The 23,369-nt window shown below is 70.2% G+C and carries 19 protein-coding genes; 11 read left to right on the forward strand and 8 right to left on the reverse strand.

Annotated elements, in window-relative coordinates:
• Nucleotides 1–60 precede the first annotated feature (60 nt).
• The 4 genes from ACZ7M2_RS49125 (at nt 61) to ACZ7M2_RS49140 (ending at nt 3,035) form a co-directional block, all read left to right on the forward strand.
• Nucleotides 61–717: a CatB-related O-acetyltransferase gene (locus tag ACZ7M2_RS49125; RefSeq protein ID WP_471600829.1), complete on the forward strand. Its 657-nt coding sequence runs from the start codon at nt 61–63 to the stop codon at nt 715–717.
• Nucleotides 714–1,640: a Vgb family protein gene (locus ACZ7M2_RS49130; protein WP_471600830.1), complete on the forward strand. Its 927-nt coding sequence runs from the start codon at nt 714–716 to the stop codon at nt 1,638–1,640. The genes ACZ7M2_RS49125 and ACZ7M2_RS49130 overlap by 4 nt, the downstream gene beginning before the upstream one ends.
• Nucleotides 1,637–1,984, forward strand: a complete 348-nt coding sequence (locus ACZ7M2_RS49135; RefSeq protein WP_471600831.1) for a YciI family protein — start codon at nt 1,637–1,639, stop codon at nt 1,982–1,984. Before ACZ7M2_RS49130 ends, ACZ7M2_RS49135 begins: the two co-directional genes overlap by 4 nt.
• 115 nt (nt 1,985–2,099) lie before the next feature.
• Complete coding sequence (locus ACZ7M2_RS49140) at nt 2,100–3,035, forward strand: GNAT family N-acetyltransferase (protein WP_471600832.1); 936 nt, start codon at nt 2,100–2,102, stop codon at nt 3,033–3,035.
• Between the two features lie 181 nt (nt 3,036–3,216).
• On the opposite strand, the gene purU is transcribed toward ACZ7M2_RS49140, so the two are convergent.
• The 7 genes from purU to glyA all read right to left on the reverse strand — a co-directional run bounded on the left by purU (nt 3,217) and on the right by glyA (nt 11,706).
• Entirely contained in the window at nt 3,217–4,131 is a 915-nt protein-coding gene (purU, locus tag ACZ7M2_RS49145) for a formyltetrahydrofolate deformylase (RefSeq protein WP_471600833.1), read from the reverse strand.
• 4 nt (nt 4,132–4,135) lie between these two features.
• Nucleotides 4,136–5,347 carry an L-serine ammonia-lyase, iron-sulfur-dependent, subunit alpha gene (locus tag ACZ7M2_RS49150; RefSeq protein ID WP_471600834.1) on the reverse strand — a complete coding sequence of 404 codons (1,212 nt, stop codon included), beginning with the start codon at nt 5,345–5,347 and terminating at the stop codon, nt 4,136–4,138.
• Nucleotides 5,347–5,898: a sarcosine oxidase subunit gamma gene (locus ACZ7M2_RS49155; RefSeq protein WP_471600873.1), complete on the reverse strand. Its 552-nt coding sequence runs from the start codon at nt 5,896–5,898 to the stop codon at nt 5,347–5,349. The genes ACZ7M2_RS49150 and ACZ7M2_RS49155 overlap by 1 nt, the downstream gene beginning before the upstream one ends.
• 82 nt (nt 5,899–5,980) lie before the next feature.
• Nucleotides 5,981–8,848: a sarcosine oxidase subunit alpha family protein gene (locus ACZ7M2_RS49160; protein ID WP_471600835.1), complete on the reverse strand. Its 2,868-nt coding sequence runs from the start codon at nt 8,846–8,848 to the stop codon at nt 5,981–5,983.
• Complete coding sequence (locus ACZ7M2_RS49165; RefSeq protein ID WP_352052631.1) at nt 8,845–9,144, reverse strand: sarcosine oxidase subunit delta; 300 nt, start codon at nt 9,142–9,144, stop codon at nt 8,845–8,847. Before ACZ7M2_RS49165 ends, ACZ7M2_RS49160 begins: the two co-directional genes overlap by 4 nt.
• Before the next feature lie 10 nt (nt 9,145–9,154).
• On the reverse strand, nt 9,155–10,375 hold the full coding sequence (locus tag ACZ7M2_RS49170) for a sarcosine oxidase subunit beta family protein (protein WP_471600836.1): 1,221 nt from the start codon (nt 10,373–10,375) through the stop codon (nt 9,155–9,157).
• Nucleotides 10,372–11,706, reverse strand: a complete 1,335-nt coding sequence (glyA, locus tag ACZ7M2_RS49175) for a serine hydroxymethyltransferase (RefSeq protein WP_471600837.1) — start codon at nt 11,704–11,706, stop codon at nt 10,372–10,374. The genes ACZ7M2_RS49170 and glyA overlap by 4 nt, the downstream gene beginning before the upstream one ends.
• Before the next feature lie 107 nt (nt 11,707–11,813).
• Between glyA and ACZ7M2_RS49180 the strand changes: the two genes are divergently transcribed.
• Nucleotides 11,814–12,485 (forward strand): GntR family transcriptional regulator, encoded by a 672-nt coding sequence (locus ACZ7M2_RS49180; protein WP_470060132.1) that lies wholly within the window; start codon nt 11,814–11,816, stop codon nt 12,483–12,485.
• A gap of 36 nt (nt 12,486–12,521) precedes the next feature.
• Here ACZ7M2_RS49180 and ACZ7M2_RS49185 read toward each other — a convergent pair whose 3' ends face one another.
• Complete coding sequence (locus ACZ7M2_RS49185; RefSeq protein WP_471600838.1) at nt 12,522–14,375, reverse strand: helix-turn-helix domain-containing protein; 1,854 nt, start codon at nt 14,373–14,375, stop codon at nt 12,522–12,524.
• A 278-nt stretch (nt 14,376–14,653) separates the two neighbouring features.
• Between ACZ7M2_RS49185 and ACZ7M2_RS49190 the strand changes: the two genes are divergently transcribed.
• The 6 genes from ACZ7M2_RS49190 (at nt 14,654) to ACZ7M2_RS49215 (ending at nt 23,359) form a co-directional block, all read left to right on the forward strand.
• Nucleotides 14,654–16,030 carry an MFS transporter gene (locus tag ACZ7M2_RS49190; RefSeq protein ID WP_471600839.1) on the forward strand — a complete coding sequence of 459 codons (1,377 nt, stop codon included), beginning with the start codon at nt 14,654–14,656 and terminating at the stop codon, nt 16,028–16,030.
• Between the two features lie 156 nt (nt 16,031–16,186).
• Entirely contained in the window at nt 16,187–17,569 is a 1,383-nt protein-coding gene (locus ACZ7M2_RS49195; protein ID WP_471600840.1) for an NAD(P)/FAD-dependent oxidoreductase, read from the forward strand.
• 49 nt (nt 17,570–17,618) lie between these two features.
• The gene (gene dapA, locus ACZ7M2_RS49200) at nt 17,619–18,518 is read left to right on the forward strand and encodes a 4-hydroxy-tetrahydrodipicolinate synthase (RefSeq protein ID WP_471600841.1); all 900 of its coding nucleotides are present in this window, start codon (nt 17,619–17,621) and stop codon (nt 18,516–18,518) included.
• Nucleotides 18,519–18,772: 254 nt separating this feature from the next.
• Nucleotides 18,773–20,290, forward strand: a complete 1,518-nt coding sequence (locus ACZ7M2_RS49205) for an aldehyde dehydrogenase family protein (protein ID WP_471600842.1) — start codon at nt 18,773–18,775, stop codon at nt 20,288–20,290.
• A gap of 34 nt (nt 20,291–20,324) precedes the next feature.
• The gene (locus tag ACZ7M2_RS49210) at nt 20,325–22,358 is read left to right on the forward strand and encodes an oxidoreductase (RefSeq protein WP_471600843.1); all 2,034 of its coding nucleotides are present in this window, start codon (nt 20,325–20,327) and stop codon (nt 22,356–22,358) included.
• A gap of 140 nt (nt 22,359–22,498) precedes the next feature.
• Nucleotides 22,499–23,359, forward strand: a complete 861-nt coding sequence (locus ACZ7M2_RS49215) for an Ldh family oxidoreductase (protein ID WP_471600844.1) — start codon at nt 22,499–22,501, stop codon at nt 23,357–23,359.
• The last annotated feature ends 10 nt before the right edge of the window (nt 23,360–23,369 follow it).

Consider the following 23,369-nt stretch of genomic DNA (forward strand, 5'->3'; position numbering starts at 1 on the left):
GAGACCTCATCGCCGCGCGCTCCGCCCGCCGAGTACGAACCCCCACAGAGAGATTGCCGCGTGACACCTGACCCGAGCACCATCCACCCCTTGCCCGCCCACGAGCGAGTCGTCTTCCTCAAGCCACTGGTTGCCGGGACAAACGTCGTGGTGGGTGACTTCACCTACTACGACGACCCCGACGGGGCGACCGACTTCGCGCAGCGAAATGTGCTGTACGCCTACGGTCAGGAACGGCTGATCATCGGCAAGTACTGCGCCATCGCGACGGGCACCCGGTTCCTGATGGCGGGCGCGGACCACCCGTCGATGGGGGTGTCCACCTTCCCCTTCGCCATGTTCGGCGGGGAGTGGGCCGAGCAGACCCTCGACCTCGTCACCGGCATGCCCAGCCGCGGGGACACGGTGGTCGGCAACGACGTGTGGTTCGGATACGGAGTCACCGTGATGCCGGGGATTCGGATCGGCGACGGCGCAGTGATCGCGGCCGGAGCGGTGGTCACCGCCGACGTGCCGGCGTACACCATCGTGGGCGGAAACCCGGCCCGGACGATCAGACAGCGCTTCGACGACAGCGACATCGAACGGCTCGCGCGCAGCGCCTGGTGGGATTGGCCCGTTGAACTGGTGACCGCGCACGCCAGGACCATCATGGCCGGATCCCCGCAGGACATCGAGCGCATCGCCGCCGCCGAAGGTCTGGGGCAGCAGCAGTGACGCCCCCGGCCGTCGAGGAGTACGCGGTGTCCGGTCGCGACAGCGGCCCGTACGCGATCACCACCGGCCCGGACGGCGCGCTGTGGTTCACCATGGTGCACAGCGGCAGGATCGGCCGGCTGAACCCGGGACAGGAGCCGACGAGTCATCAACTCGCCCCGGACAGCGGCCCGACGGTCATCTGCAACGGGCCGGACGGCGCACTGTGGTTCACGGAGTACCGGGCGCACCGGATCGGGCGGATCACGCCGGCCGGCCGGGTGACCGGGTTCACGCTGCCCACCGCGCAGTGCGGGCCTTTCGGCATCGCCGCAGGGCCGGACGGCGCGCTGTGGTTCACCGAGACCGCCGCCGACCGCATCGGCCGCCTCACCACCGACGGAACGGCCACGGAATATCCGCTGCCACGCACCGGAGCGTTACCCTCCGCGATCGCCGCGGCCGGGGACGCGATGTGGTTCACGATGAACCAGGCCAACGCCATCGGCCGGATCGGCATGAACGGCCGCATCACGGTGTACGAGCTGCCCACCGAGGCGGCCGCGCCGGTGGGGATCACCGTGGGCCCGGACGGAAGTATTTGGTTCACCGAGATCGCGGCCGGTCAGATCGGCCGGATGGCACCCGGCGGCCGGATCACCGAGTACCCGCTGCCCGACCGTTCCGCCCGGCCGCACGCCGTCACCACCGACGCCGACGGCACGGCGTGGTTCACCGAGTGGGGCGGCAACCGCGTCGGCTCGGTCACCTCGGACGGCACGGTCGCCGTCCATGACCTGCCCACCCCGGCCTCCGAGCCGCACGGGATCACAGTGGGCCCGGACGGCGCCCTGTGGACGGCCTTGGAGACGGGTGCACTGGCCCGCATCGAACCGGACACCACCAGAACCACCCAGAACACCGAACAGAGGAACGCCTCATGAAATACGCCCTCGTGATCTTCGAGACGCATGCGTCACGCGCCCGGATCCAGGCCGACCGCGACGGCTATCGGAAGGCTTACCAGACCTGGATCGGCGAACTCGCGGCAGCGGGCAAACTGGTGGGCGGAGACGCCCTCGACACCGAGCACCGGGGCCCCGTCACTGTGCGCAAGACGGTGGACGGGTCCGCTGTGGTGACCGAGGGGCCCGTGCACAGCGGCGAGGAGACCCTCGGCGGCTGGTTCGTACTGGAAGTTGCCGACCACGCCGAGGCCATCGAGCTGGCGCGCGGCTTCCCCACCCCGGAGGCGCTCGAAATCCGCCCGATACTCGAATCGGCCTGAGCGTCATGCGGCCCGCGACGCCTTCTGCCCGGACACCCGGCGTGCCTGACCAGCACGACATCCCGGGCCCGGAGCGCTGTATCCCTGCACAGGAGTTGACTTGAAACTGACATCGGTGAGCTACCGACCTCTGACCGGCCCCGAGGAGATCGATCTCTTCTGCCGGCTCTCCTACCTCCTCGACCACGAACTGACCGAGGATTTCACCGGCGGCTGCCGCCGCCCCGAGTGGTCATGGGTGGCCCTGGACGGCGACCGTCTCCTCGCACGGCTCGCCTGGTGGACGACCCCGGGCGGTGACGTCCCGTTGCAGTTCGACTTCTTCGACATCGACGACACGCTGCCCCGGGCCGACCGCGACGAGATCGGCCTGCGGCTGTTCGAGACGGCGACGGCGACCGTCTTCCCGGCGGGCGCGAAGCTGCCGGAGTACTGCCGCTTCGTCCCACCCGACTGGCACGAGGACCCCGCGGCGCGCGAGGTGGTCGACTCCCGTACGCGCGTGCTGGAGAGCACCGGCGCACGGCTGCTGGTCGAGCGGCTGCGGCTGCAGTGGACCCCGTCGTCCCTGCTCCCGGAGCCCAGGGGGCGTCTCGTGTTCCGCCCGGTGGCCGACCGTGAGGACCTCCTCGCCCTGATGACCCCGGTCATGGAGGGCACCCTCGACGCCCACGGCCAGGCGGACCTGTCATCCGGACTGAGCCCGCGCGAAGCGGCGGAACGGCACTACGACGGAGAGTTCGCCGGGTTCAAGAGCCCACACGAGTGGTGGCGCATCGCCGAACTCCCCGGCGGGGGCGCTCCGGTGGGCTTCGTGGTCCCCGCCCGCAACAGCTACCACCCGATCATCGCGTACATCGGTGTCCTGCCCGCACACCGCGGCAATGGCTACATCGACGAGATCCTCGCCGAGGGTACGCGCATCCTGGCCGCCGAGGGTGTCGACCGGATAAGGGCATCGACGGACCTCGGCAACGTCCCCATGGCGAAGGCCTTCGCCCGCGCCGGATACGTCAACTTCGAACGCTCCCTCAACCTGGTCTGGGACTGACCCCGCCGCACGTCAGGCACGCGAGGCGGATCAGCCCCCTGACATCAAGGACAAGGCGACCGTGCGGGGCAGCGAAAAGGAGAGCCAACCCCGCCGGTCCTGCCCCTTTGGTCGGGCACCGCGGTCTCGGTCAGGTCGCAGTCCTTTGCGACCTGACCGGCCGAATCGAGGTAGCCGATCGTCAGCGGAGGATCACCGTGCGCCTGCCCTGGACGAACACTCGGCCTTCGCAGTGCCACCGGACCGCTCGGGCCAGCGTCGCCGATTCCGCGTCGCGGCCGATGGCGGCCAGGTCGTCGGGGGTGTGGCTGTGGTCGACGCCGATGACCTCCTGGGCGATGATCGGGCCTTCGTCGAGGTCGGCGGTGACGTAGTGGGCCGTCGCGCCGACGAGCTTGACGCCCCGGTCGTGTGCCTGGTGGTAGGGCTTGGCGCCCTTGAAGCTCGGCAGAAACGAATGGTGAATGTTGATGGTCCGGCCGGCGAGTCCGGTGCACAGGTCGTCAGAGAGCACCTGCATGTAGCGGGCCAGCACGACGAGTTCGACGGCGAACTCGTCGACCAACTCCAGGAGCCGGGCTTCGGCCTCGGGCTTGGTCGCGGCGGTGACCGGCACATGGAAGAACGGGATCTCGTGCCACGCGACGAGTGCCTCGTGGTCGCGGTGGTTGGAGACCACGGCGACCACCTCGATGGGCAGGTCCCCACTGCGGGTACGGAAGAGCAGGTCGTTGAGGCAGTGGCCGTAGCGGGACACCATGACCAGCACGCGGCGCCGGGTGCCGACCGGTTCGAGGTGCCACCGCATGGCGAACGGTGCGGCCACCGCGGCGAACCCGCGGCGCAGGACGTCGGTGGTGTTCTCGCCGCCCGAGGTGGCGAAGTGCACCCGCATGAAGAAGTGGCCGTCGCGGCGGTCACCGAACTGCTGGTTGTCGATGATGTCGCTGCCATGCTCAAGGAGGAACCGTGAGACGGCATGGACGATGCCGGGAGCCTCGGGGCAGTCGACCGTGAGCACGTGCTCGACGGGCGCCGCGGCGGGGTCGATCGGCGCGTGGGCGCGGGACGTGGCGGAAGCCGGGAAGTCAGTCATGGTCTCAGCACTCGATTACGTTGACGGCGAGACCGCCGCGGGCGGTCTCCTTGTACGTGACCTTCATGTCCCGGCCGGTGTCGCGCATGGTCTTGACGGCCTGGTCCAGGCTGACCTTGTGCGTGCCGTCACCGGCCAGGGCGAGCCGTGCCGCGTTGATCGCCTTGACACTGGCGACAGCGTTGCGCTCGATGCAGGGGATCTGGACCAGGCCGCCCACCGGAACGCAGGTCAGCCCCAGGTTGTGCTCGATGTCGACCTCGGCAGCGTTCTCGACCTGTGCGGGAGTGCCACCGAGGACCTCGCACAGTGCTCCGGCCGCCATGGCACAGGCCGAGCCGACCTCGCCCTGACAACCGACCTCCGCGCCGGAGATGGAGGCGTTCTCCTCGTTGACGGCCAGGGCGAACAGATTCACCCAGTCCATGACCTGGAGGGGATCCCCGCCGTCGGTCCTCGTGTTCAGCCCCCGGAACAGGCCCGGTGCGCGGGGTGGCACGCGCAGGCCGCCGGGCAGCACCCCTTCGCGGCGGCATCCGCGCTCCACGGATGCTCGCATGACCGACCACAGGTGCAGCAGTCCCGACCGCACCTCTGCCTCGGGACGCCAGGCCTGCTCGTTGGCGAGCATGATGTCGCTGACGGCGAGGTCTTCCCGGGCGCAGTGCGCGAGCAGTTCGACCGCCGAGTCGAAGGGGAAGCGCACCCGTGTCGTGTCCGCGACGACGCGTGCGGCGCCGGTGGCGGCCTCGTCGACGACGAAGCCTCCGCCCACGGAGTGGTACGTCCGCTCGTCCAGCAGCCGGCCGTCGTCCGCGAAGGCATGGAACACCATGCCGTTGGGGTGCGCGGGCAGGGACTTGCGCCGGTGCAGCACGAGGTCGGCATCGCTGTCGAAACCGATGCGGTGCTTGCCCGCCAGCAGCAGGGTGCCGCCGGCGCGCACCTCCGCCACCCGGCCGTCGGCCCGCTCGGTGTCCACGGTTGCCGGATCCTCGTCCTCCAGACCGAGCACCACCGCCTTGTCCGAGCCGTGCCCGTGGCCCGTCGCACCGAGCGACCCGAACAGTTCGGCCCGCACTCGGCTGACGAAGGTCAGCAAACCCTCGTCGTCCAGGCGCTGGACGAAGCGCCGCGCCGCGCGCATCGGCCCCACCGTGTGGGATGAGGAGGGGCCGATGCCGACCGAGTACAGGTCGAACGCGCTCAGCGCCATCAGGGCGTCTCCGGGCCGATGTACTCACTCATCGCGTCGATGAGCCAGCGGGCCAGGTAGTCGGCGAACGAGGAGCGCGGCAAGAGCTGGTACGTGGGTGCGTCGTCGACCTGCCGGAGCAGTACCGCGACGGGGCCCACCGTGGTCGACACCGCCTGGCCGGGTGCGAAGGACCGGGGGTGCAGGTCCAGAGGGCAGCCCTTCTCCAGTACCTGCCGGGCATTGGGGCCGCTCAGCTCCAGGGTGGTGCGGTTCGCCGAGACGTCCACGACCGAGCCCGGGTCGCCGCCGAGTGCCTCCCGCAGCTCTGCGGTCACGGCGGTCCCGTCGGACCGGGACAGCACGAGCCACTCGTCGGGGCCGAGCCAGAGGACTGTGTGGGGGCCGGACGCGGTGGTGTGGCCACACTGGAGCGGAAGCGGCGCCCCCAAGGTCTTCTCGATGCGGTCGGCCGCTTCGGACGCGGGGTCGACACGCACGTTCACCATGCTGATGAACGGCCGCTCGGCGAGCGTCACGCCCCGGGGGCCGGTGACGGTGGCGGCGCGCATCCGCTCCGCCAGATGTGCCAGGGGGCTGGTGCGCTGGGCCACCGGGGCCGCGCCCGCGCCGAACGTCGGCTCAGTCGTCTCGTCAGCCATCTCGCTTGGTCCCTTCGGGGTCGTAGAGGACGAAGTCGGTCACCTCGACGGGCACCAGGTCCTCGCCCACCGGGGCGAGCAGGGTTTCGCCGATCCTTGCCCGCCCGCCGGAGACGAGGGCGAGGGCGAAGGGGCGGCCGAGGGCCGGGCTGTGGTAGCTGGAGGTGACGTGGCCGAGCATCGGCACGGGCACCGTCTCCAAGGCGACGTCCGGCGCGACGAGCTGGGTTCCCTCGGGCAGCCGGGTCGTGCGGTCGGTCGGCAGCAGGCCGACCAGCTGCTTGCGGTCGGTGCGGGCGGTGTCGGCGCGGGAGTAGGACCGCTTTCCGACGAAGTCCTTCTGCTTCGAGACCACCCAGGGCATGCCCGCGTCCTGCGGGGTGACGGTGCCGTCGGTGTCCTGGCCGACGATGATGTAGCCCTTCTCGGCCCGCAGGACGTGCATGGTCTCGGTGCCGTACGGCGTGATGCCGTACGGCTGCCCGGCCTCGTACACCTGCTCCCAGACGGCGCGGCCGTACCAGGCGGAGACGTTGATCTCGTAGGCGAGTTCGCCGGAGAAGGAGATCCGGCAGATGCGGGCGGGGATGCCGGAGGCCAGGGTGGTCTCGCGGAAGGCCATGAAGGGGAACGCCTCGGCGGACAGGTCGATGTCGGGCGCGAGCCCCCCGACGACCTCGCGCGACTTCGGGCCTACGACGGCGATCGTCGCCCATTGTTCGGTCACCGAGGTGCAGTGGACGTCGAGTTCGGGCCACTCGGTCTGGAGCCACTCCTCCAGCCAGTCCAAGACCCCGGCGGCGCCGCCGGTCGTGGTGGTCATGAAGTAGCGGTTGTCGTCGAGGCGTAGGGTCACGCCGTCGTCGAAGATCATGCCGTCGGGCTTGCACATCACGCCGTAGCGGGCGAGGCCGGGCTTGAGCTTCTTGAAGGCGTTGGTGTAGACGCGGTTGAGGAACTCCCCCGCGTCCGCACCCCAGATCTCGATCTTGCCGAGGGTGGAGGCGTCCATGACTCCCACGCCCTCACGGGCCGCGCGGCACTCACGGGCCACGGCCGTGTCCATGTCCTCACCGGGCAGGGGGAAGTACCAGGGGCGCTTCCACTGCCCGACATCCTCGAACACAGCCCCCTGAGCGACATGCCAGCCGTGGATGGACGTCGTACGCTCCGGATCGAACAACTCGCCGCGCTCACGCCCGGCCAGGGCGGCGAACGCCACCGGCGTGTACGGCGCCCGGTAGGCCGTCGTACCGATCTCCCCCGGTGACGCACCCGCGCCGAGCGCCTCGGCGATCACGCCGATCGCGTTGACACCGGACGTCTTGCCCTGGTCGTTGGCGGTGCCGAGCGAGGTGTAGCGCTTGACGTGCTCGACACCGCGCATGCCGGCGCCGGTGGAGCGCCAGACGTCGGCGACGGTGACATCGCGCTGGAGGTCGACGAAGTGGGTGTCCCAGGTGCCGGGTTCGCCGTCGGGGGCGGGTACCAGCCACAGCGCGCGCACCGGGCCGGAGCCCTGGTCATCGCTGGACGACGGTACGGAAACCGGGAACCCGGCTTCCGTCGCGGCCCGCGCTCCGGCCCGCGCCCCCCGCTCCCGGCAGCCGTCGAGGTCGTACGTCCCCCGGGCCGCACCCACGACCTGCTGGTCCCGTACGGCGCCGTCGGGAACGAAGGCCACCAGGTCCTCGTCCCAGCGCAGCCGACCCTGGCGCTGGCTGTGCAGGTGCACCACCGGGCTCCAACCGCCCGACACGGCGAGCAGGTCGCAGTCGAACGACTCGGAGATGCCGGCGAGTTGGCCGCTCTCGTCGAGGGCCTGGACGGTGACGCCGGTGAGCCGGCGGTCGCCCGCGGTGTCGATCACCGCGCTGCCCGTCAGCACCCGCACCCCGGTCGCCGCGGCGACCTCGGCGGCCCGGTGGGACAGCTCGGCGCGTGCGTCCACGACGGCGGCGATGTCGATGCCGGCGGAGTGGAGGTCGGCGACCGTGTCATAGGCGCTGTCGTTGGTCGTGCTCACCACGGCCCGCGAGCCCGGAGCCACGGCGTACCGGTTGAGGTACGAGCGCATCGCCGCCGCGAGCATCACCCCGGGGCGGTCGTTGCCGGCGAAGACCAGCGGACGTTCGTGAGCGCCGGTCGCCAGGACCACCTGGCGGGCCCGTATGTGCCACAGCCGCTGGCGCGAGATGCCTTCGGACGGGTCGGGGGCGTCGGCTCCGAGATGGTCGGTGCGCCGCTGGAGGGCCAGCACGTAGTTGTCGTCGTACGAGCCGAACGCCGTGGTGCGCTGGAGGACCACGACCTCGGGCACGGCGTCGAGTGTCGCGTGGACCTCTGCGACCCACTGGAGGTCGCTCCGCGCACCGGAGAGCAGCGAACCGCCTGGCTCGGGCTGGTCGTCGAGGAGAATCACGCGGGCGCCGGAGCCGGCGGCAGCGGCGGCGGCCGCGAGGCCGGCCGGTCCGGCGCCGACGACCAGGACGTCGGTGTGGACGTACTTCTTGTCGTAGACGGCGGGGTCGGGGGTCGGGTCGAGCCGGCCCATCCCGGACAGGGTCGTGGCGGACAGACCGTCGTACAGCTCCACGGTCGTCGCCGGGAGCATGCCCTCCGCGCACGAACCGTCAAGCCGCACCAGGGCGTTGGGCTCCTCGACGCCCGCAGCGACGATGCCGCGCGGACGGTTGCGGTAGAGCGATGGGGCGACCTCGACGCACCCGTTCGCCAGCATCGCGGAGGCGACGGTGTCTCCGGGGTGCCCGGTCAACTCCCGGCCGTCGACGGTGAACCGCAGCACGCGGTCACGGTCGATACGGCCCCCCTGCCGCAGCCGGAATCGCTGGTCGGTCATCGGTTGTTACCTCCGGCCTGGGGCAGTTCGGGGCGGGGCTCGTCGAGCCGATAGGCGGCGAGCACCTCGTAGGTGACGGTGTCGCGCAGGACGTTGAACCAGCGGCGGCAGCCGGTGCTGTGCATCCACCGCTCGGCGAAGGGGCCCTTGGGGTTGTCGCGGTAGAAGACGTACTCGGCCCACTGCTCGTCGGTGAGGTCGGCGGGGTTCTCGGGATAGGGGACGTGAGCCTGTCCCCCGTAGTGGTACTCGGTCTCATTCCGCGGACCGCACCAAGGGCAGGTGATCAGCAGCACGGTGTCCTCCTCAGTGGGCCACGGCTGCCGCGCCGTGTTCGTCGATCAAGGCGCCCGTCGCGAAGCGTTCGAGGGCGAAGGGGGCGTTCAGCGGATGTGGTTCGCCCGTGGCGATGGTGTGCGCGAAGGTCCAGCCGGCGGCCGGGGTGGCCTTGAATCCGCCGGTGCCCCAGCCGCAGTTGACGTAGAGGTTCTCCACGGGCGTGCTGCCGACGATCGGGGAGGCGTCCGGGCTGACGTCGACGATGCCGCCCCAGGTCCGCAGCACATGCGCGCGGGCGAAGATCGGGAACAGCTCGACGGCGGCGGCCATCTGCTGCTCGATCACGTGGAAGGAGCCACGCTGCCCATAACCGTTGTACGCGTCGACGCCCGCCCCCATCACCAGCTCGCCCTTGTGGGCCTGGGAGACGTACACGTGCACGTGATTCGACATGACGACCGTCGGATGCACCGGCTCGTGCAGCTCGGAGACCAGCGCCTGGAGTGGGTGTGACTGTACCGGCAGCCGTACGCCCGCCCGCTCGGCCAGCACACTGCTGTGCCCGGCGGACGCGAGGCCGACCCGGCCGGCGTGGATGCGGCCGCGGCTGGTCTCGACGCCCACGACCCGGTCGCCGTCCTTGAGGAAGCCGGTGACCTCGCAGCCCTGGATCAGGTCCACGCCCATCTCGTCGGCCCGGCGGGCCAGCGCCCAGGCGACGTGGTCGTGCTTGGCGATGCCGGCCCGCGGTTGGAAGGTGCCGCCGAGGACCGGATAGCGGGTGCGGGGCGAGACGTTGAGGATGGGGCAGACCTCGGCGACCTCGTCCGGCTCCAGCCACTCGGCGTCGACTCCGTTGAGGCGGTTGGCGTTGACGCGGCGCACGCCCTCGCGGACGTCCTGGAGGGTGTGTGCGAGGTTGAGGACGCCGCGCTGGCTGAACAGGAAATCGTAGTCCAGTTCCTCGGGGAGCCGCTCCCACAGCTTGAGTGCGTATTCGTAGATCGCCGCGCTCTCGTCCCAGAGGTAGTTGGAGCGGATGATCGTGGTGTTGCGGGCCATGTTGCCACCCGCCAGCCAGCCCTTCTCCAGGACGGCGACGTTGGTGATGCCGTGGTTCTTGGCGAGGTAGTAGGCGGTGGCCAGGCCGTGGCCTCCCGCGCCGACGATGACGACGTCGTACGAGGAGCGCGGCTCGGGGTTGCGCCAGAGGAAGTCCGGATGCTCCGGCAGCGGCTCGGTGGTCATGCCGCGTCTCCGTTCGCGTGGGGCAGGTGGGGCAAGTGGGGATAGAGGGGGAACGCGTCGGCGAGCTTCTCGACCCGGTCACGCAGCAGGCCCGCCCGCTCGTCGCCGAGCCGCTCGTCCTTCAGGGCCTGGGCAATGATGTCGGCGACCTCCCGGAACTCCGTCTCGCCGAAGCCGCGGGTGGCCAGGGCGGGGGTGCCGATCCGCAGCCCCGAGGAGACCATCGGCGGGCGGGGGTCGAACGGCACCGCGTTGCGGTTGACGGTGATTCCGATGCGGTGCAGCCGGTCCTCGGCCTGCCGCCCGTCGAGCGCGGAGCCCCGCAGGTCGACGAGGACCAGGTGGACTTCGGTGCCGCCGGTCAGCACGGTGATCCCGGCCTCGGCCACGTCGTCGGCCAGCAGCCGTCCGGCGAGGATGCGGGCGCCGTCCAGGGTGCGCTGCTGGCGCTCCTTGAAGTCGTCGGAGGCGGCGACCTTGAAGGAGACGGCCTTCGCAGCGATCACGTGCTCCAGCGGGCCGCCCTGCTGGCCCGGGAAGACCGCGGAGTTGATCTTCTTGGCCAGGTCGGCACGGCTGAGGATCACACCGCCGCGCGGGCCGCCGAGGGTCTTGTGCGTAGTGGTGGTCACGACATCGGCGTACGGCACCGGGCTCGGGTGCAGGCCTGCGGCCACCAGACCGGCGAAGTGCGCCATGTCCACCATCAGATACGCGCCCACCTCGTCGGCGATGCGGCGGAAGGCGGCGAAGTCCAGCCGGCGGGGGTAGGCCGACCAGCCGGCGACGATCATCTTGGGCCGGTGGGCGAGAGCGAGCTGCTCGACCTCGTCCACGTCGATACGCATGTCCGACTCGCGCACGTGGTACGGCACGACGTTGTACAGCTTGCCGGAGTAGTTGAGGCGCATGCCGTGGGTCAGGTGCCCACCGTGCGCCAGGTCGAGGCCGAGGATCGTGTCGCCGGGCTCCAGCAGCGCGAACATCGCGGCGGCGTTGGCCTGCGCGCCCGAGTGCGGCTGCACGTTCGCGGCCTCGGCACCGAACAGTTCCTTCACCCGGGTGATGGCCAACTGCTCGATGACGTCGACGTGTTCGCAGCCGCCGTAGTAGCGGCGGCCCGGGTAGCCCTCGGCGTACTTGTTGGTCAGGACCGAGCCCTGGGCCTCCATGACGGCGGCCGGGGCGAAGTTCTCCGAGGCGATCATCTCGAGGGTGGACTGCTGGCGGTGCAGCTCGGCGTCGACGGCGGCGGCGACGTCCGGGTCGAGCCTGCTGAGCGGGAGGGAGAGAGGAGAGGCGACCGTGGTGATCGACGGGTTCGTTGCCATCTGTGCACCATCCTGAGAGCCAGCTAATGAGCGACTAATGAGCAACTGATATATCAGCCTGTGCGGTACGGTATAGAAGCTCGCCGGACAGGTCAAGGGGGCTTTTCATGCAACAGGTGGCGACCGACCCCATGGGCGAGGTCGAGGAACTGTCCCTCGCCGAGCGTGCTTACCGCGCCATCCGCGACCGGCTCGTCATGCTCGAGATCCGCCCCGGCGCGCCGATCAACGAAGAGCAGCTGGGGCAGTCCCTCGGCGTCGGACGGACGCCGGTGCGCGAGGCGCTCAAGCGCCTCCAGTACGAGCGCCTGATCACGACCTACCCCCGCCGCGGCACCTTCGCCACCGACGTCAACATCACCGACCTCGCCCACATCTCCGAGGTCCGCCAGGAGCTGGAGCCCCTGGCCGCAGCGCAGGCCGCGCGGCGCGCCACGGCCACGGACCGCGCGAGCCTGACGGCTCTGGGGCGGGAACTGGAGGGTGCCGGTTCCTCCGGGCAGGACGCCGCCGGGCTCATGCGCCTGGACCTTCAGGTCCACCGCGCCATCTACGCCGCCACGCACAACCCATACCTGGAGGACACCCTCGTCCGCCACGACAACCTGGCCACCCGCATCTGGTGCCTGTTCGTCGACCGGCTGTCCGACATGGCCGGCCACGTCGGAGAGCACGGACCGCTGATCGAGGCGATCGTCGGCGGTGACCCCGACCGGGCGGCACAGCTCGCCCGCAGCCACGTCGAAGGCTTCGAACGGGCCATTCGCGAGGCCATCTGAGACGCCGGCGGAGCCGGTCTCCGGCTCGTCGAGAGGTCAGTGCGCGACGCCCCGTGGTTCCCCGGGGCGCATGCGGGGCCTGCCCGCCAAGGTGGTCCACAGGTACGGGGCGACGTCGTCCTCGGGGAGCTGGGCGATCATGTAGCGGACACAGCGTTCGATCTTGACCCGCCAAAGCCGCGCCGCCTCGTTCCCGTCCGCGTTGCACAGCGCGTCGTGGACCGCGGCGTCCTCGTCCCTGATGGTGTCACAGGCCTGGCTGTAGTCCATGTCCAGGACCGCGACGAACATGCGCAGGCGGGCCGTCAGGCGCTCGAAGGTCTGGGCGGCCTGCGGAAGGTCCGCGATACGGGCGAGAGCGTCCTGGTACCTCAAGTCGTCTTCCCGTATGCGGAGATGATCGTTGTCCCGGGCGGCGGCCCGGACCTCCGCCAGGGCCGCTGAGGCCGGGCCGAGGCGGTGGGGGCCGAGCATCGCGATACGGCGCATGAGCAGGGCACCGAGGCTGGCGCGCAGAGCGTAGAGATCGAGCACGTCCTTCGCCGTGACGGCGGGGACCGCGGTCGCCCCCCCGGGGAGCAGCTCGAGCATGCCCTCCTCAGCCAGCGCGCGCAGCCCCGCGCGAACGACCCGCCGGGAGAGGCCCAGACGGACCGCGAGCGGTGCCTCCCGCACGCGGTCGCCGGGCCGGTGGCCACCGGCGAGGACGGCTTCGCGCAGCAGACCCACGACCGGATCGGTGGTGAGGGGAGCGCCGGGCGCAGCGTCGGGAGAGGTGATCTGGGTCGCCGTCGGCATGGCCGTATCGCCGACTGCGCTCCCGTCCAGGACCTTCGAGTCATTTTCAGGGCCGCAGATGGCCGGGCGGTCGTACGACGGACGCGGCGCGGCGACCCGTGTGAAGGCCGTCGCGGACGGCGTCCATGTGGTCGACCAGGTCAGCAGCGCGTCCCGAAGCCGGTGCGGGTCGGGTCCCGCGTCACGGGGAACTGGCGCATCGGCGGCGAGGAGACGCCGGGCCTCGTCGGTCCAAGCCTCAGAGTTCGGGGCGCGATGCCGGCGCACGCGGGCGGGCAGGACCGGTTCGTGCCGCTCGAGGGCGGTGCAGCCGTCCGCCGGTACGCCGTGCTCGAGCAGGTGCACGGTCGCTCCGGTGCCCGCCGCCGAGCTGACCTGCTGCAGAAACGCGCGCAGGGCCGGGTGGTCCGCCCAAGGCGCGGCCTCCGTGCGGTGGTTGCCCCGAAGCGCCGCGAAGGCGCCGGCCACGGCGAGGACGTGGGGTGCCTCCCGGTCCTGGCCGAACAGCCGACTGATGTCGGTCGCCGCGGAGTCGCGGACGCGCCTCGGCCCTCCTGCCCGCACCGTCACCGCAAGCACGCACATCGGTGGGGCCAGGAAAAGGCCGACCACCTCCTCGGCGTGGTCGGGCAGGGACCACGCCCGGCGCGGCCCGGCCGTCGCGCGCATCCCCGGCCGGATGCCGTAGGTGCGCCAGATGCGGTTCACCGTGCTCTGGCTCAGGCCGGTCTCGGCCGCCATCGAACGGGTCGACCAGGCCTGCCTGGCACCGGGCGGCGGTGGGGTGAGCGTGCGGACCAGGACATGCGCCACCGTGTCGTCGTCGGCCGTGGGAGGCCTCCCGGGACGGGACTGTTCGTCCAGGCCGTCCAGCCGGTCGGCGAGGAAGCGGGCCCGCCACTTGCCGACCATGTCGCGGGAGATACCGAGGCGCCCGGCCACAGCTGTGTTGGTGGGCTCGTCCTCGCAGGCCAGCACGATCTGCGCACGCTGGGCCCGGGCCTGGGAGCAGGTGCGGCTGCGGGTCCACATCAGCAGGGTGGCCCGTTCGTCCTCGGTGAGGACCACGGAATTGCGGGGACGGCCGGCCATGCCGACAACCGTAGTCGAACTTATGACTCAGAGATACCCCCGGTCTCCTGAGCGCGGCGCGGGCATTGTTGGCCGCTCCCGGCCTTCACATACTTCGTTGCCATCTGGTGGCCACGCCACCGGCGTCCCCGAGAAACCGCGAGTTCGCCTCGATCAGCCGGCCCCCGCCGACCCCGTTCGCCGGGCAGTACTCGCGATATCGAACCGCACATCAACCCCGATCTGGCCCGGACCTACCCTTGTACGGGCAGGTCCGGTCACCGCTCCCGGAGGCTGAGATGACCGATCCCGCAGGAAATAAACTGGATGACGCGCCACTGTCGCGCTTCCACAAGAAACTGGCCCTGTACTCCTCCGGTGGCCCGTTCCTCGACGGCTATGTCCTGAGCATCATCGGCGTCGCCATGGTGCAGATCTCGCCGCAACTGCACCTGTCCGACTCCGCCGAGGGCCTCATCGGCGCGTCCGCGCTCATCGGCATCTTCCTCGGCGCGTTCGTGGGCGGCTGGCTGACCGACAAGTTCGGACGGCAGCTGCTCTACACCATCGACCTGATCGCCATCATCGTCTGCTCGGTCGCGCAGTTCTGGGCCGCCGACCCGGTGTGGCTGTTCATCCTGCGGCTGCTCATCGGCATGGCGGTCGGTGCGGACTACCCCATCGCCACCTCGCTGCTGGCCGAGTTCACACCGCGCCGCTACCGAGGTCCGCTCCTCGGCGGCCTGGTCGTCATGTGGTTCGTCGGCGCCGCCGTGGCGTACATCGTCGGCGAGATACTGCTGCAGACCGGCGCCGACGGCTGGCGGTGGATGCTCGCCAGCGCCGCGCTGCCCGCCACGGTCATCGTGCTGCTGCGCCACGGCACGCCCGAGTCCCCGCGCTGGCTGGCCAACAAGGGCCGCACCGACGAGGCCAACGCCGTCCTGGAGCGGGTCTACGGCCCCGACGTGACGATCGCCGACCTGCCGGACGAGGCGGAGGAGCGTGAGAACGTCGACATCAAGGCGATCCTGCGGTCCGGCTACGGCGGACGGATGCTCTACATCACCGTCTTCTGGACCTGTTCCATCGTCCCGCTCTTCGCCATCTACGCCTTCGGCCCGAAGATCCTGGACGCGCTCCAACTGAAGGGCGGGCTCGCCAACATCGGCGAGGCCATGATCACCGTCATGTTCCTCATCGGCTGTGTGATCGCCCTGTTCGGCGTGAACCGTATGGGCCGGCGTCCGCTGGTCATCCACAGCTTCGTGTGGTCGGGTCTGGCCCTGCTGTTGCTGGGCATCTTCCCCGACGCCCCCTCGGGCGTGATCATGACCCTGTTCGCCCTGTACGCGGTCATCATCGGCGGCACCCAGATCCTGCAGTGGATCTACCCGAACGAGTTGTTCCCGACGGAGGTACGCGGCTCCGCCGTCGGCCTGGCCTCCTCGGCCAGCCGTATCGGCGCCGCCGTCGGCACCTACCTCGTCCCCATGGCCCTGACCGATTGGGGCGTCGGCGGCACCATGATCGCGGCCGCCGTCATCAACGGCGTCGGCGCCGTCGTCTCCGTCTTCTGGGCACCGGAGACACGCGGCATGGCTCTGCACGAGTCCGCCGCTCTGACACCGCGGACCGCCCGGATCGAAGCAACGGGCCGCCCCGCGGGCGTCTGACCGTGCGGCCGGGCCCCCACCACCCGTGGGGGCCCGGGGGCGGCGCCGGCAGCGCGGTCCTGGCTGCCGTATCGGCCGGCATGTCCACGGAGCAACGCGCGGCGACCTTTTCCAGCAGCCGAAATCTTCACCCGTAGAACTTGCAGGAGGGTACTGATGAAAGACGTAGTGATCGTGGGAGGCGGCATCGCAGGACTGGCTGCGGGCTGGCGACTTCGGCACTGGGACACGCTCCTGCTCGAGTCGGAGGGACGGATCGGCGGCCGCATCCGGTCGGAGCGCCGCGGTCCGTACTGGCTCAACTGGGGCGGGCACGTCTACGCCGGCGGAAACTCCGCGACGTCGTGGCTGCTGAACAGCACCGGCGTCGACGCGGTACCGGTCCCGGGCTCACTGGCCGGACTGTCGATGAACGGCAAGCTGCTGCTCAAGGGCCGCGTGGAGAGCTACCCGTTCCGCATCCCGATGCCTATGTCGGCGCGGGTCGGCATGATCAAGACCGGCGCCAAGGTCGCCGTGCAGGTCGCTCGCTACGCCCGGATCGTGCAACGGCGCAAGGGCGAGACCACTGCCCAACACCAGCAGCGGATCTACGACTTCATGAACGACCGTTCCTTCAAGGACTTCATCGGTGACCTGCCCGAGGACGCCGAAGCCCTGTTCAAGCCCACCGTGACCCGCTCCGCCGCCGACATCGACCAGCTCGCGGCCGGCGCCGGCGTCGGCTACTTCAGCCTGGTCTGGAACATCGGCGGCGGTCTCTCGCAGAGCATCCTCGGCGGCCCGTCCACGCTCACCGAAGGCATCGCCGCGGCCCTGTCGGCCCGGGTGCGGCTGAACGCGACCGTCGACGAGATCGTCCAGAAGAACGGCTCCGTCGTCGTCCGTTACCGGCAGGACGGCATCGAGCAGGAGGTCGAGGCGCGCTGCGTGGTCCTGGCCACCCCCGCGACCGTCAGCCACCGCATCGCGGTCGATCTCGACCCCTACGTCCGCGAGGCCCTGTCGAAGATCGTCTACGGCCCCTACGTAAGCGCGGCGTTCCTCAGCAACGAGACCGAGCGCCAGGTGTGGGACGACGCCTACGGCATCGCGACGCCGAAGCGGTCCTTCGCCGTCGCGCTGAACATGTCGAACGTCGTGCACGGGTACGAGCAGGAGCGCCGGCCCGGCAGCAGCGTCATGACCTTCTCGCCGGGCAGCCTGGCGCGCGAACTGCTGCAGCACGACGACGACAAGATCCGGCAGATCTACCTCGACGACCTGGACCAGGTGCTGCCCGGCTTCGCCGGCAACGTCGTCGAGGCCGAGGTCCAACGCTGGCCCACCGGCGCACCGTACTGCTTCCCCGGCCGCGGGAAGCTCCAGCAGACGCTGACCCGCCGCACCGGCCGTGTCCTCCTGGCCGGTGACTACCTCGGCACCCTCTACACCGAGACCGCGATCCAGACCGGCCTGTCCGCAGCGCAGGAAGCCCAGAGCCTGCTGGCCACCGAACGGCAGACCGCACGGCGCGACTTGACCCCGGTAGCCCCGTAAGTCCGCCTCCCTACTCGTACTTCGCAGCTTCACCTGAGGAGAATCAAGAATGTCGTCACAGTTGAGCGGTGTCCTGACCGCACTGGCCACACCGTTCGCATCGGACGGGGAGATCGACGAGAAGGCACTGCGCCGCCTGGTCGACCGCAGCATCGACGGCGGGGTCGACGGCGTCGTCGCCTGTGGATCCACCGGCGAGTTCGCGGCGATGAGCGCGGCGGAACGACGCCGCCTGGTCGAGACCGTCATCGACCAGGCGGCCGGACGTGTGCCGGTCGTCGCTCAGACCGGTGCGCTGAGCACCAAGGAAGCGGTCGAACTGTCCCGCCACGCGCAGGCCGCCGGAGCCTCGGTTCTGATGGTGGTCACCCCGTACTACGAGCCGCTCACACTCGACGAGACGCTGCACTACCTGCGCACCGTCGCCGACGCCGTGGACATTCCGATCATGCTCTACAACCTGCCTGGAGCCACCGGCGTCAACCTCTCGCCCGACATCGTCGGCCGGCTCGCCCGCGAGGTCGACAACATCCAGTACATCAAGGACACCAGCGCCGACATGGCCCAGGCCGGGCAGCTGATCCACCGCCACGGTGACGTCATCTCCACCTTCATCGGCTGGGACAGCCTTCTGCTGCAGGCGATCACCGAAGGCGCCGCCGGTGTCATGGCGGGGACCGCGAACGTGATGCCGGCCGAACTCGTCTCGATCCACCGCGCGTTGCGCGCCGGCGACCTCGAACGCGCGCGGGTCGAATGGGCACGGATCTACCCGCTGATGGACGCGATCATGTCCGCTCCGTTCATCCCGGCCATCAAGGCCGCCCTGGACGCGGCCGGATTCCCCGTCGGCGGCCCCCGTGAGCCGCTGCTCGGCCTCGACGCCGACACGACCGCCCGGATCTCCTCCCTGGTCCAGGCCCTTCCCCAACTGTCGGCCGCACGCTGACGAAGGGGGCGGCGGCAGCCGTGAGGTTCTGCGGCTATCACGGCGTCTGTTCCGAACGCGGAAGTGCGATCGGATCCGAACGCGGAAGTGCGATCGGTTCTGAACGCGGGAGTGCGATCGGCCCAGCGGCACCGCTGCGGGCCGATCGCCGTGGCCGAGGCGCGGACCAATGCGCCGACCCCGCCGGAACCGCTCGAACTCCGCTGCTCCCTGGCCGGCCATCTCATCCGACCACCCTCAAGGAGTCACTGATCATGACCAGCACCGCCGACCTCACGGCCTCCACCGTCCGCCGCGCGGCCGACGCGCCGCCCCTGATCACCGAGGCCGACCTTCCTCAGGCCCGGCACTTCGTCGACGGGACCTTCGTCGAGGCATCGACCGAGCGCGTCATCGATGTGGTCGATCCGAGCACCGAGAGCGTCATCGCCCGGATTCCCGAGGGAACCGCCGAGGACATCGACCGAGCGGTCGCCGCCGCCGTAGCGGCCAAGGATCAGTGGGCACGGCTGGTCCCCAAGGACCGCTCGGAGGTGCTGCACGCCATCGCCGACCGGCTGGCCTCGGCCGAGCACACCAACCTCCTGAGCAGGCTGGAGTCCGCCAACACCGGGAAGCCGCTCGCTGTGTCCCGGGACGACGTCGGCATGACCGTCGACACCTTCCGATTCATGGCCGGTGCGCTGCGCGCGACCACCTCCATGGCCGCCGGCGACTACGCCGAGAACCACCTGTCGGTCATCCTGCGCGAACCGCTCGGCGTGATCGGCGTGATCACGCCGTGGAACTACCCGCTGCTCATGGCGGCCTGGAAGATCGCACCGATCCTCGCCGCAGGCAACACCCTGGTCATCAAGCCGTCCGAGCAGACCCCGCTGACCACCCTGAAGTTCGCCGAACTCGTCGCCGACCTCCTGCCGCCCGGCGTGCTGAACGTGGTCAACGGCTACGGCGCGGACGCCGGCGCCCGGCTCGCCGAGCACCCGGACGTGAACATGATCGCCCTGACCGGTTCGGTCGCCAGCGGCCGAGCCGTCGCGAGGGCCGCCGCCGACACCCTCAAGCGCGTCCACCTCGAACTCGGCGGCAAGGCCCCAGTGGTGATCTTCGAGGACGCCGACCTCGCGGCCACCGCCTCGTCGCTGCGCGTCGCGAGCTTCTGGAACTCGGGCCAGGAATGCGGGGCCGCCTGCCGCGTCCTCGTCCACGAATCGGTGGCCGAGCAGTTCGTCGAGCAACTCGTCGGCGAGGTCCGGGCCCTGGTCGTCGGTGAGCCGACGTCCGGCGAGGAAGTCGAAGTGGGGCCCATGGTCTCGAAGGCTCACTTCGACCGCGTCATCGGGTACTTGGAGCGTGCGACGAAGGAAGGCGTGCGTGTGGCGACGGGCGGCGGGGCCCTCGACGGACCCGGCTACTTCGTGGCCCCGACCGTATTGGTCGACGTACCCGAAGGAGCCGAAGTCGCCCGCGAGGAGATCTTCGGCCCCGTGGTCACGGTCGAGACCTTCGCCGACGAGGAGGAGGCGGTGAGGCGAGCCAACGACGTCCCCCTGGGCCTGTCGGCGTCCGTGTGGACCGAGAACGCCCGCCGCAGCCACGACATCGCCGCCCGCCTCGACTTCGGCACCGTCTGGGTCAACTCCCATCTCGTGCTGGCCGGCGAAGTCCCCTGGGGCGGGTTCAAGGGATCCGGCTACGGACGGGATCTGTCGATCTACGCGCTGGACGACTACTCGCGCACCAAGCACGTCATGCACCACCACGGGCGCTGACCCGTCCTTCCGTCCGAATCCTTGGAGGTGCGGGGTGACCGTCGACGACCCCCTGATGAGTCCGTTCGTCCTGAAGAACCTGACTCTGCGCAACCGCATCGTCAGCACGTCTCACGAACCTGCCTACAGCGAGGACGGCCTGCCCAAGGATCGCTACCGCGCCTACCATGTCGAAAAGGCCCGTGGCGGCGTCGGGTTGACCATGATCGGCGGCAGCGCTCTCGTCAGCCGTGACAGCGCACCGGCCTTCGGCAACCTGCAGCTGTGGAAGGACGAGGCGGAGCCGTGGCTGCGCCGGCTCGCCGACGAGGTGCACGAGCAGGGCGCAGCCGTGATGACTCAGCTCACGCATCTCGGTCACCGCACCAGCAGCTACACCGACAACTGGCTCCCGGCGATCTCGGCGAGCAGTGTCCGCGAGCCCGCACACCGCGCCTTCACCAAGGCCGCTGAGCAGTGGGACCTCGACCGGGTGCGGCAGGACTTCGTCGACGTCGCACAGCGTTGTCAGGCCGCGGGTCTCGACGGCATCGAACTCATGGCCTGGGGCCACTTCCTGGACTCGTTCTGGACCCCGTTCTGGAACCACCGCGACGACGAGTACGGCGGCTCCTACGAAAACCGCATGCGCTACCCGCTCCAGGTCATCCGCGCCATCCGCGAGGCGGTCGGCCCGGAGTTCGTCATCGGCGCGCGCATGACCTTCGACGAAGAGCGTGCGGGCGGCCTCGAGACGGACGAGGCACTGCGCATCGCCCAGGACATCACCGAGGCCGGTATCGACTTCATCAGCCTGATCAAGGGCTCGATCGGCACCGACGCCGCCCTGGCCCGCACCATCCCGCCGATGTCCACGCCCGCCTCTCCGCACCTTGAGTTCGCGGGGCGCATCAAGCAGAAGCTCTCCGTCCCGGTCATGCACGCCGCCCGCATCAGCGACGTCGCCACCGCGCGGTACGCCGTCGCCGAAGGCCTGCTCGACCTGGTCGGCATGACCCGAGCGCTGATGGCCGACCCCGAACTGCCCAACAAGGTCCGCGACGGGCACACGGACCGGATCCGCCCGTGCGTCGGAGCCAACATGTGCATCGACGGCATCTACGCCTCCGGCGCGGCGTTCTGCATGCACAATCCGTCCACCGGCCGAGAGCTCGACGTTCCCCAGCGCATCGACCGCGTCGGCACGCCGCGACGCGTGGCGGTGGTGGGAGCCGGGCCCGCCGGTCTCGAAGCCTCCCGCGTGCTCGCCGAGCGCGGTCACGACGTGCACCTCTTCGAGGCCGCCGACAAGGTGGGCGGACAACTGCTGCTGGCCTCGAAGGCCCCGCGCCGTCGCGACCTGCGCGGGATCATCGACTGGCGGACCGACGAGCTCACCCGCCTGGGCGTTCCGGTCTCGTTGAACACCTACGTCGACGCCCGGACATTGCGTGAGCAGCCATGGGATGTCGTGATCGTCGCGACCGGCGGCACACCCGCGGCGCCCCGCGTCCCCGGAGCCGGCCTGGTCCATGACACCTGGGACGTACTGGCCGGGGCACGACGGCTGCACGGGCATGTGATGGTCTACGACGACCACGGCGGCAACCAGGCACTCGACGCGGTGGAAGCCCTCGTCCGGGGCGGCGCCACCGTCGAGATCGTCACGCCGGAGCGCACGCTCTCACCCGACGTCGGCTCGCTCACAGCGTCCGGGTACTTCAACTCCTTTGCGGAGAACGGCGTCGCGGTCACGGTTCTTCGACGGCTGCACGGAGTCACCAGGACTCCGGCGGGTCTGGCGGCGGAACTCGGCGTGGACGGCTGCGAGTTCCGTGAGCACCGCACTTTCCATGCCGTCGTGGCCGAGATGGGCACCGATCCCGTACAGGAGCTCTACGACGAGTTGCTCGACTCCTCGACCAACCTGGGGGCCGTCGACCTGGCCGAACTGCTGGCCCGTAAGCCCCAGTCGATGGTGCGCAACGAAGAAGGCACGTTCCAGCTGTTCCGCATAGGGGACGCCGTGGCAAGCAGGAATGTCCATGCCGCGATGCTTGATGCGGCCCGCATCTGCCGCGCGATCTGAAACTGGCTGTGGAGAACGCACCGGAGGCCACATGACCATCACCATCCCCCAGGACGAGCTCAGCAGGCTGTGCACCCGGGCGTTGCAGAGGGCAGGGGAAGAGCTCCGGGCCGCCCAGATCCTGGCCCGTGCCATCGTGGATGCCGAGCGAGCGGGAATCCGAGCTGTCGGCATCGCGCATCTCTTCGATTACCTCGACGCCTACCGCAACGGCCGGAGCAGCCCCGGAGGTCCTCCACGCGACGCCGTCCTGCGTGGTCGCCGACGCGTGCGACGGGCTCGCCCAAGTCGCATTCGAGGAGGCCGCCCCGGCACTGTTCGCCGCCACCGAGCAAGCCGGCCTCGCCGCCCTTTGGATCCGAGGGTCCTACACGTGCGGCGAACTCGGCTACTACGCCCGCCGGGCCGCCGAGCGGGAACTGATCGCCGTGACCTGCGCGAACACCCCGGCTCTCATGTCTCTCGGTGGCTCCAGCACAGCGGTGCTCGGAACGAACCCGATGGCCTACGCCTTCCCGCGACCCGACGATCTCCCGATGGTCATCGACCAGGCCTCGTCGCAGACCGCCTACGTCAACGTGCGGCAGGCCGCCACCACCGGCGCATCGATCCCCGCCGGCTGGGCCGTAGGGCCCGACGGAGCCGAGACCACCGACGCATCAGCCGCTCTGAAGGGGGCGCTGCTCCCCTTCGGCGGGTACCGAGGCGGGAACATCGCCCTGCTGGTGGAGCTGCTCGCGACGCTGGCCGGTGGGTCCTTCTCAGTGAACGCCCCGCCGTTCGATCGTGGCTCGCGACCACCGGGCATCGGGCTCTTCGTGCTGTGCCTGAGCCCCCGGGCCTTCCCCGGCTCACTCGACCGCATCACCTCACATCTGCACAGGCTGCGTGCGGACTACGGGGTGGACCTGCCCGCACTCGAACGGCCCGCCCCGGGCGACGGGATCGCCATCGACCCCGAGCTGGCCGGCCGGCTCCGTGCCGCGGCCGAAGCCCAGTGAGAGGCGCCCA

This window comes from Streptomyces sp. NPDC111507 (genome assembly GCF_055638955.1).

What these genes read in the sequence shown, in the direction of transcription:
- ACZ7M2_RS49135 (WP_471600831.1), top strand. Translation starts at nt 1,637, where the DNA reads ATGAAATACGCCCTCGTGATCTTCGAGACGCATGCGTCACGCGCCCGG.
- purU (WP_471600833.1), bottom strand. Translation starts at nt 4,131, where the DNA reads ATGACTGACTTCCCGGCTTCCGCCACGTCCCGCGCCCACGCGCCGATC.
- ACZ7M2_RS49150 (WP_471600834.1), bottom strand. Translation starts at nt 5,347, where the DNA reads ATGGCGCTGAGCGCGTTCGACCTGTACTCGGTCGGCATCGGCCCCTCC.
- ACZ7M2_RS49155 (WP_471600873.1), bottom strand. Translation starts at nt 5,898, where the DNA reads ATGCGCGCCGCCACCGTCACCGGCCCCCGGGGCGTGACGCTCGCCGAG.
- ACZ7M2_RS49160 (WP_471600835.1), bottom strand. Translation starts at nt 8,848, where the DNA reads ATGACCGACCAGCGATTCCGGCTGCGGCAGGGGGGCCGTATCGACCGT.
- ACZ7M2_RS49170 (WP_471600836.1), bottom strand. Translation starts at nt 10,375, where the DNA reads ATGACCACCGAGCCGCTGCCGGAGCATCCGGACTTCCTCTGGCGCAAC.
- glyA (WP_471600837.1), bottom strand. Translation starts at nt 11,706, where the DNA reads ATGGCAACGAACCCGTCGATCACCACGGTCGCCTCTCCTCTCTCCCTC.
- ACZ7M2_RS49180 (WP_470060132.1), top strand. Translation starts at nt 11,814, where the DNA reads ATGCAACAGGTGGCGACCGACCCCATGGGCGAGGTCGAGGAACTGTCC.
- ACZ7M2_RS49185 (WP_471600838.1), bottom strand. Translation starts at nt 14,375, where the DNA reads ATGGCCGGCCGTCCCCGCAATTCCGTGGTCCTCACCGAGGACGAACGG.
- ACZ7M2_RS49190 (WP_471600839.1), top strand. Translation starts at nt 14,654, where the DNA reads ATGACCGATCCCGCAGGAAATAAACTGGATGACGCGCCACTGTCGCGC.
- ACZ7M2_RS49195 (WP_471600840.1), top strand. Translation starts at nt 16,187, where the DNA reads ATGAAAGACGTAGTGATCGTGGGAGGCGGCATCGCAGGACTGGCTGCG.
- dapA (WP_471600841.1), top strand. Translation starts at nt 17,619, where the DNA reads ATGTCGTCACAGTTGAGCGGTGTCCTGACCGCACTGGCCACACCGTTC.
- ACZ7M2_RS49205 (WP_471600842.1), top strand. Translation starts at nt 18,773, where the DNA reads ATGACCAGCACCGCCGACCTCACGGCCTCCACCGTCCGCCGCGCGGCC.
- ACZ7M2_RS49215 (WP_471600844.1), top strand. Translation starts at nt 22,499, where the DNA reads ATGCCGAGCGAGCGGGAATCCGAGCTGTCGGCATCGCGCATCTCTTCG.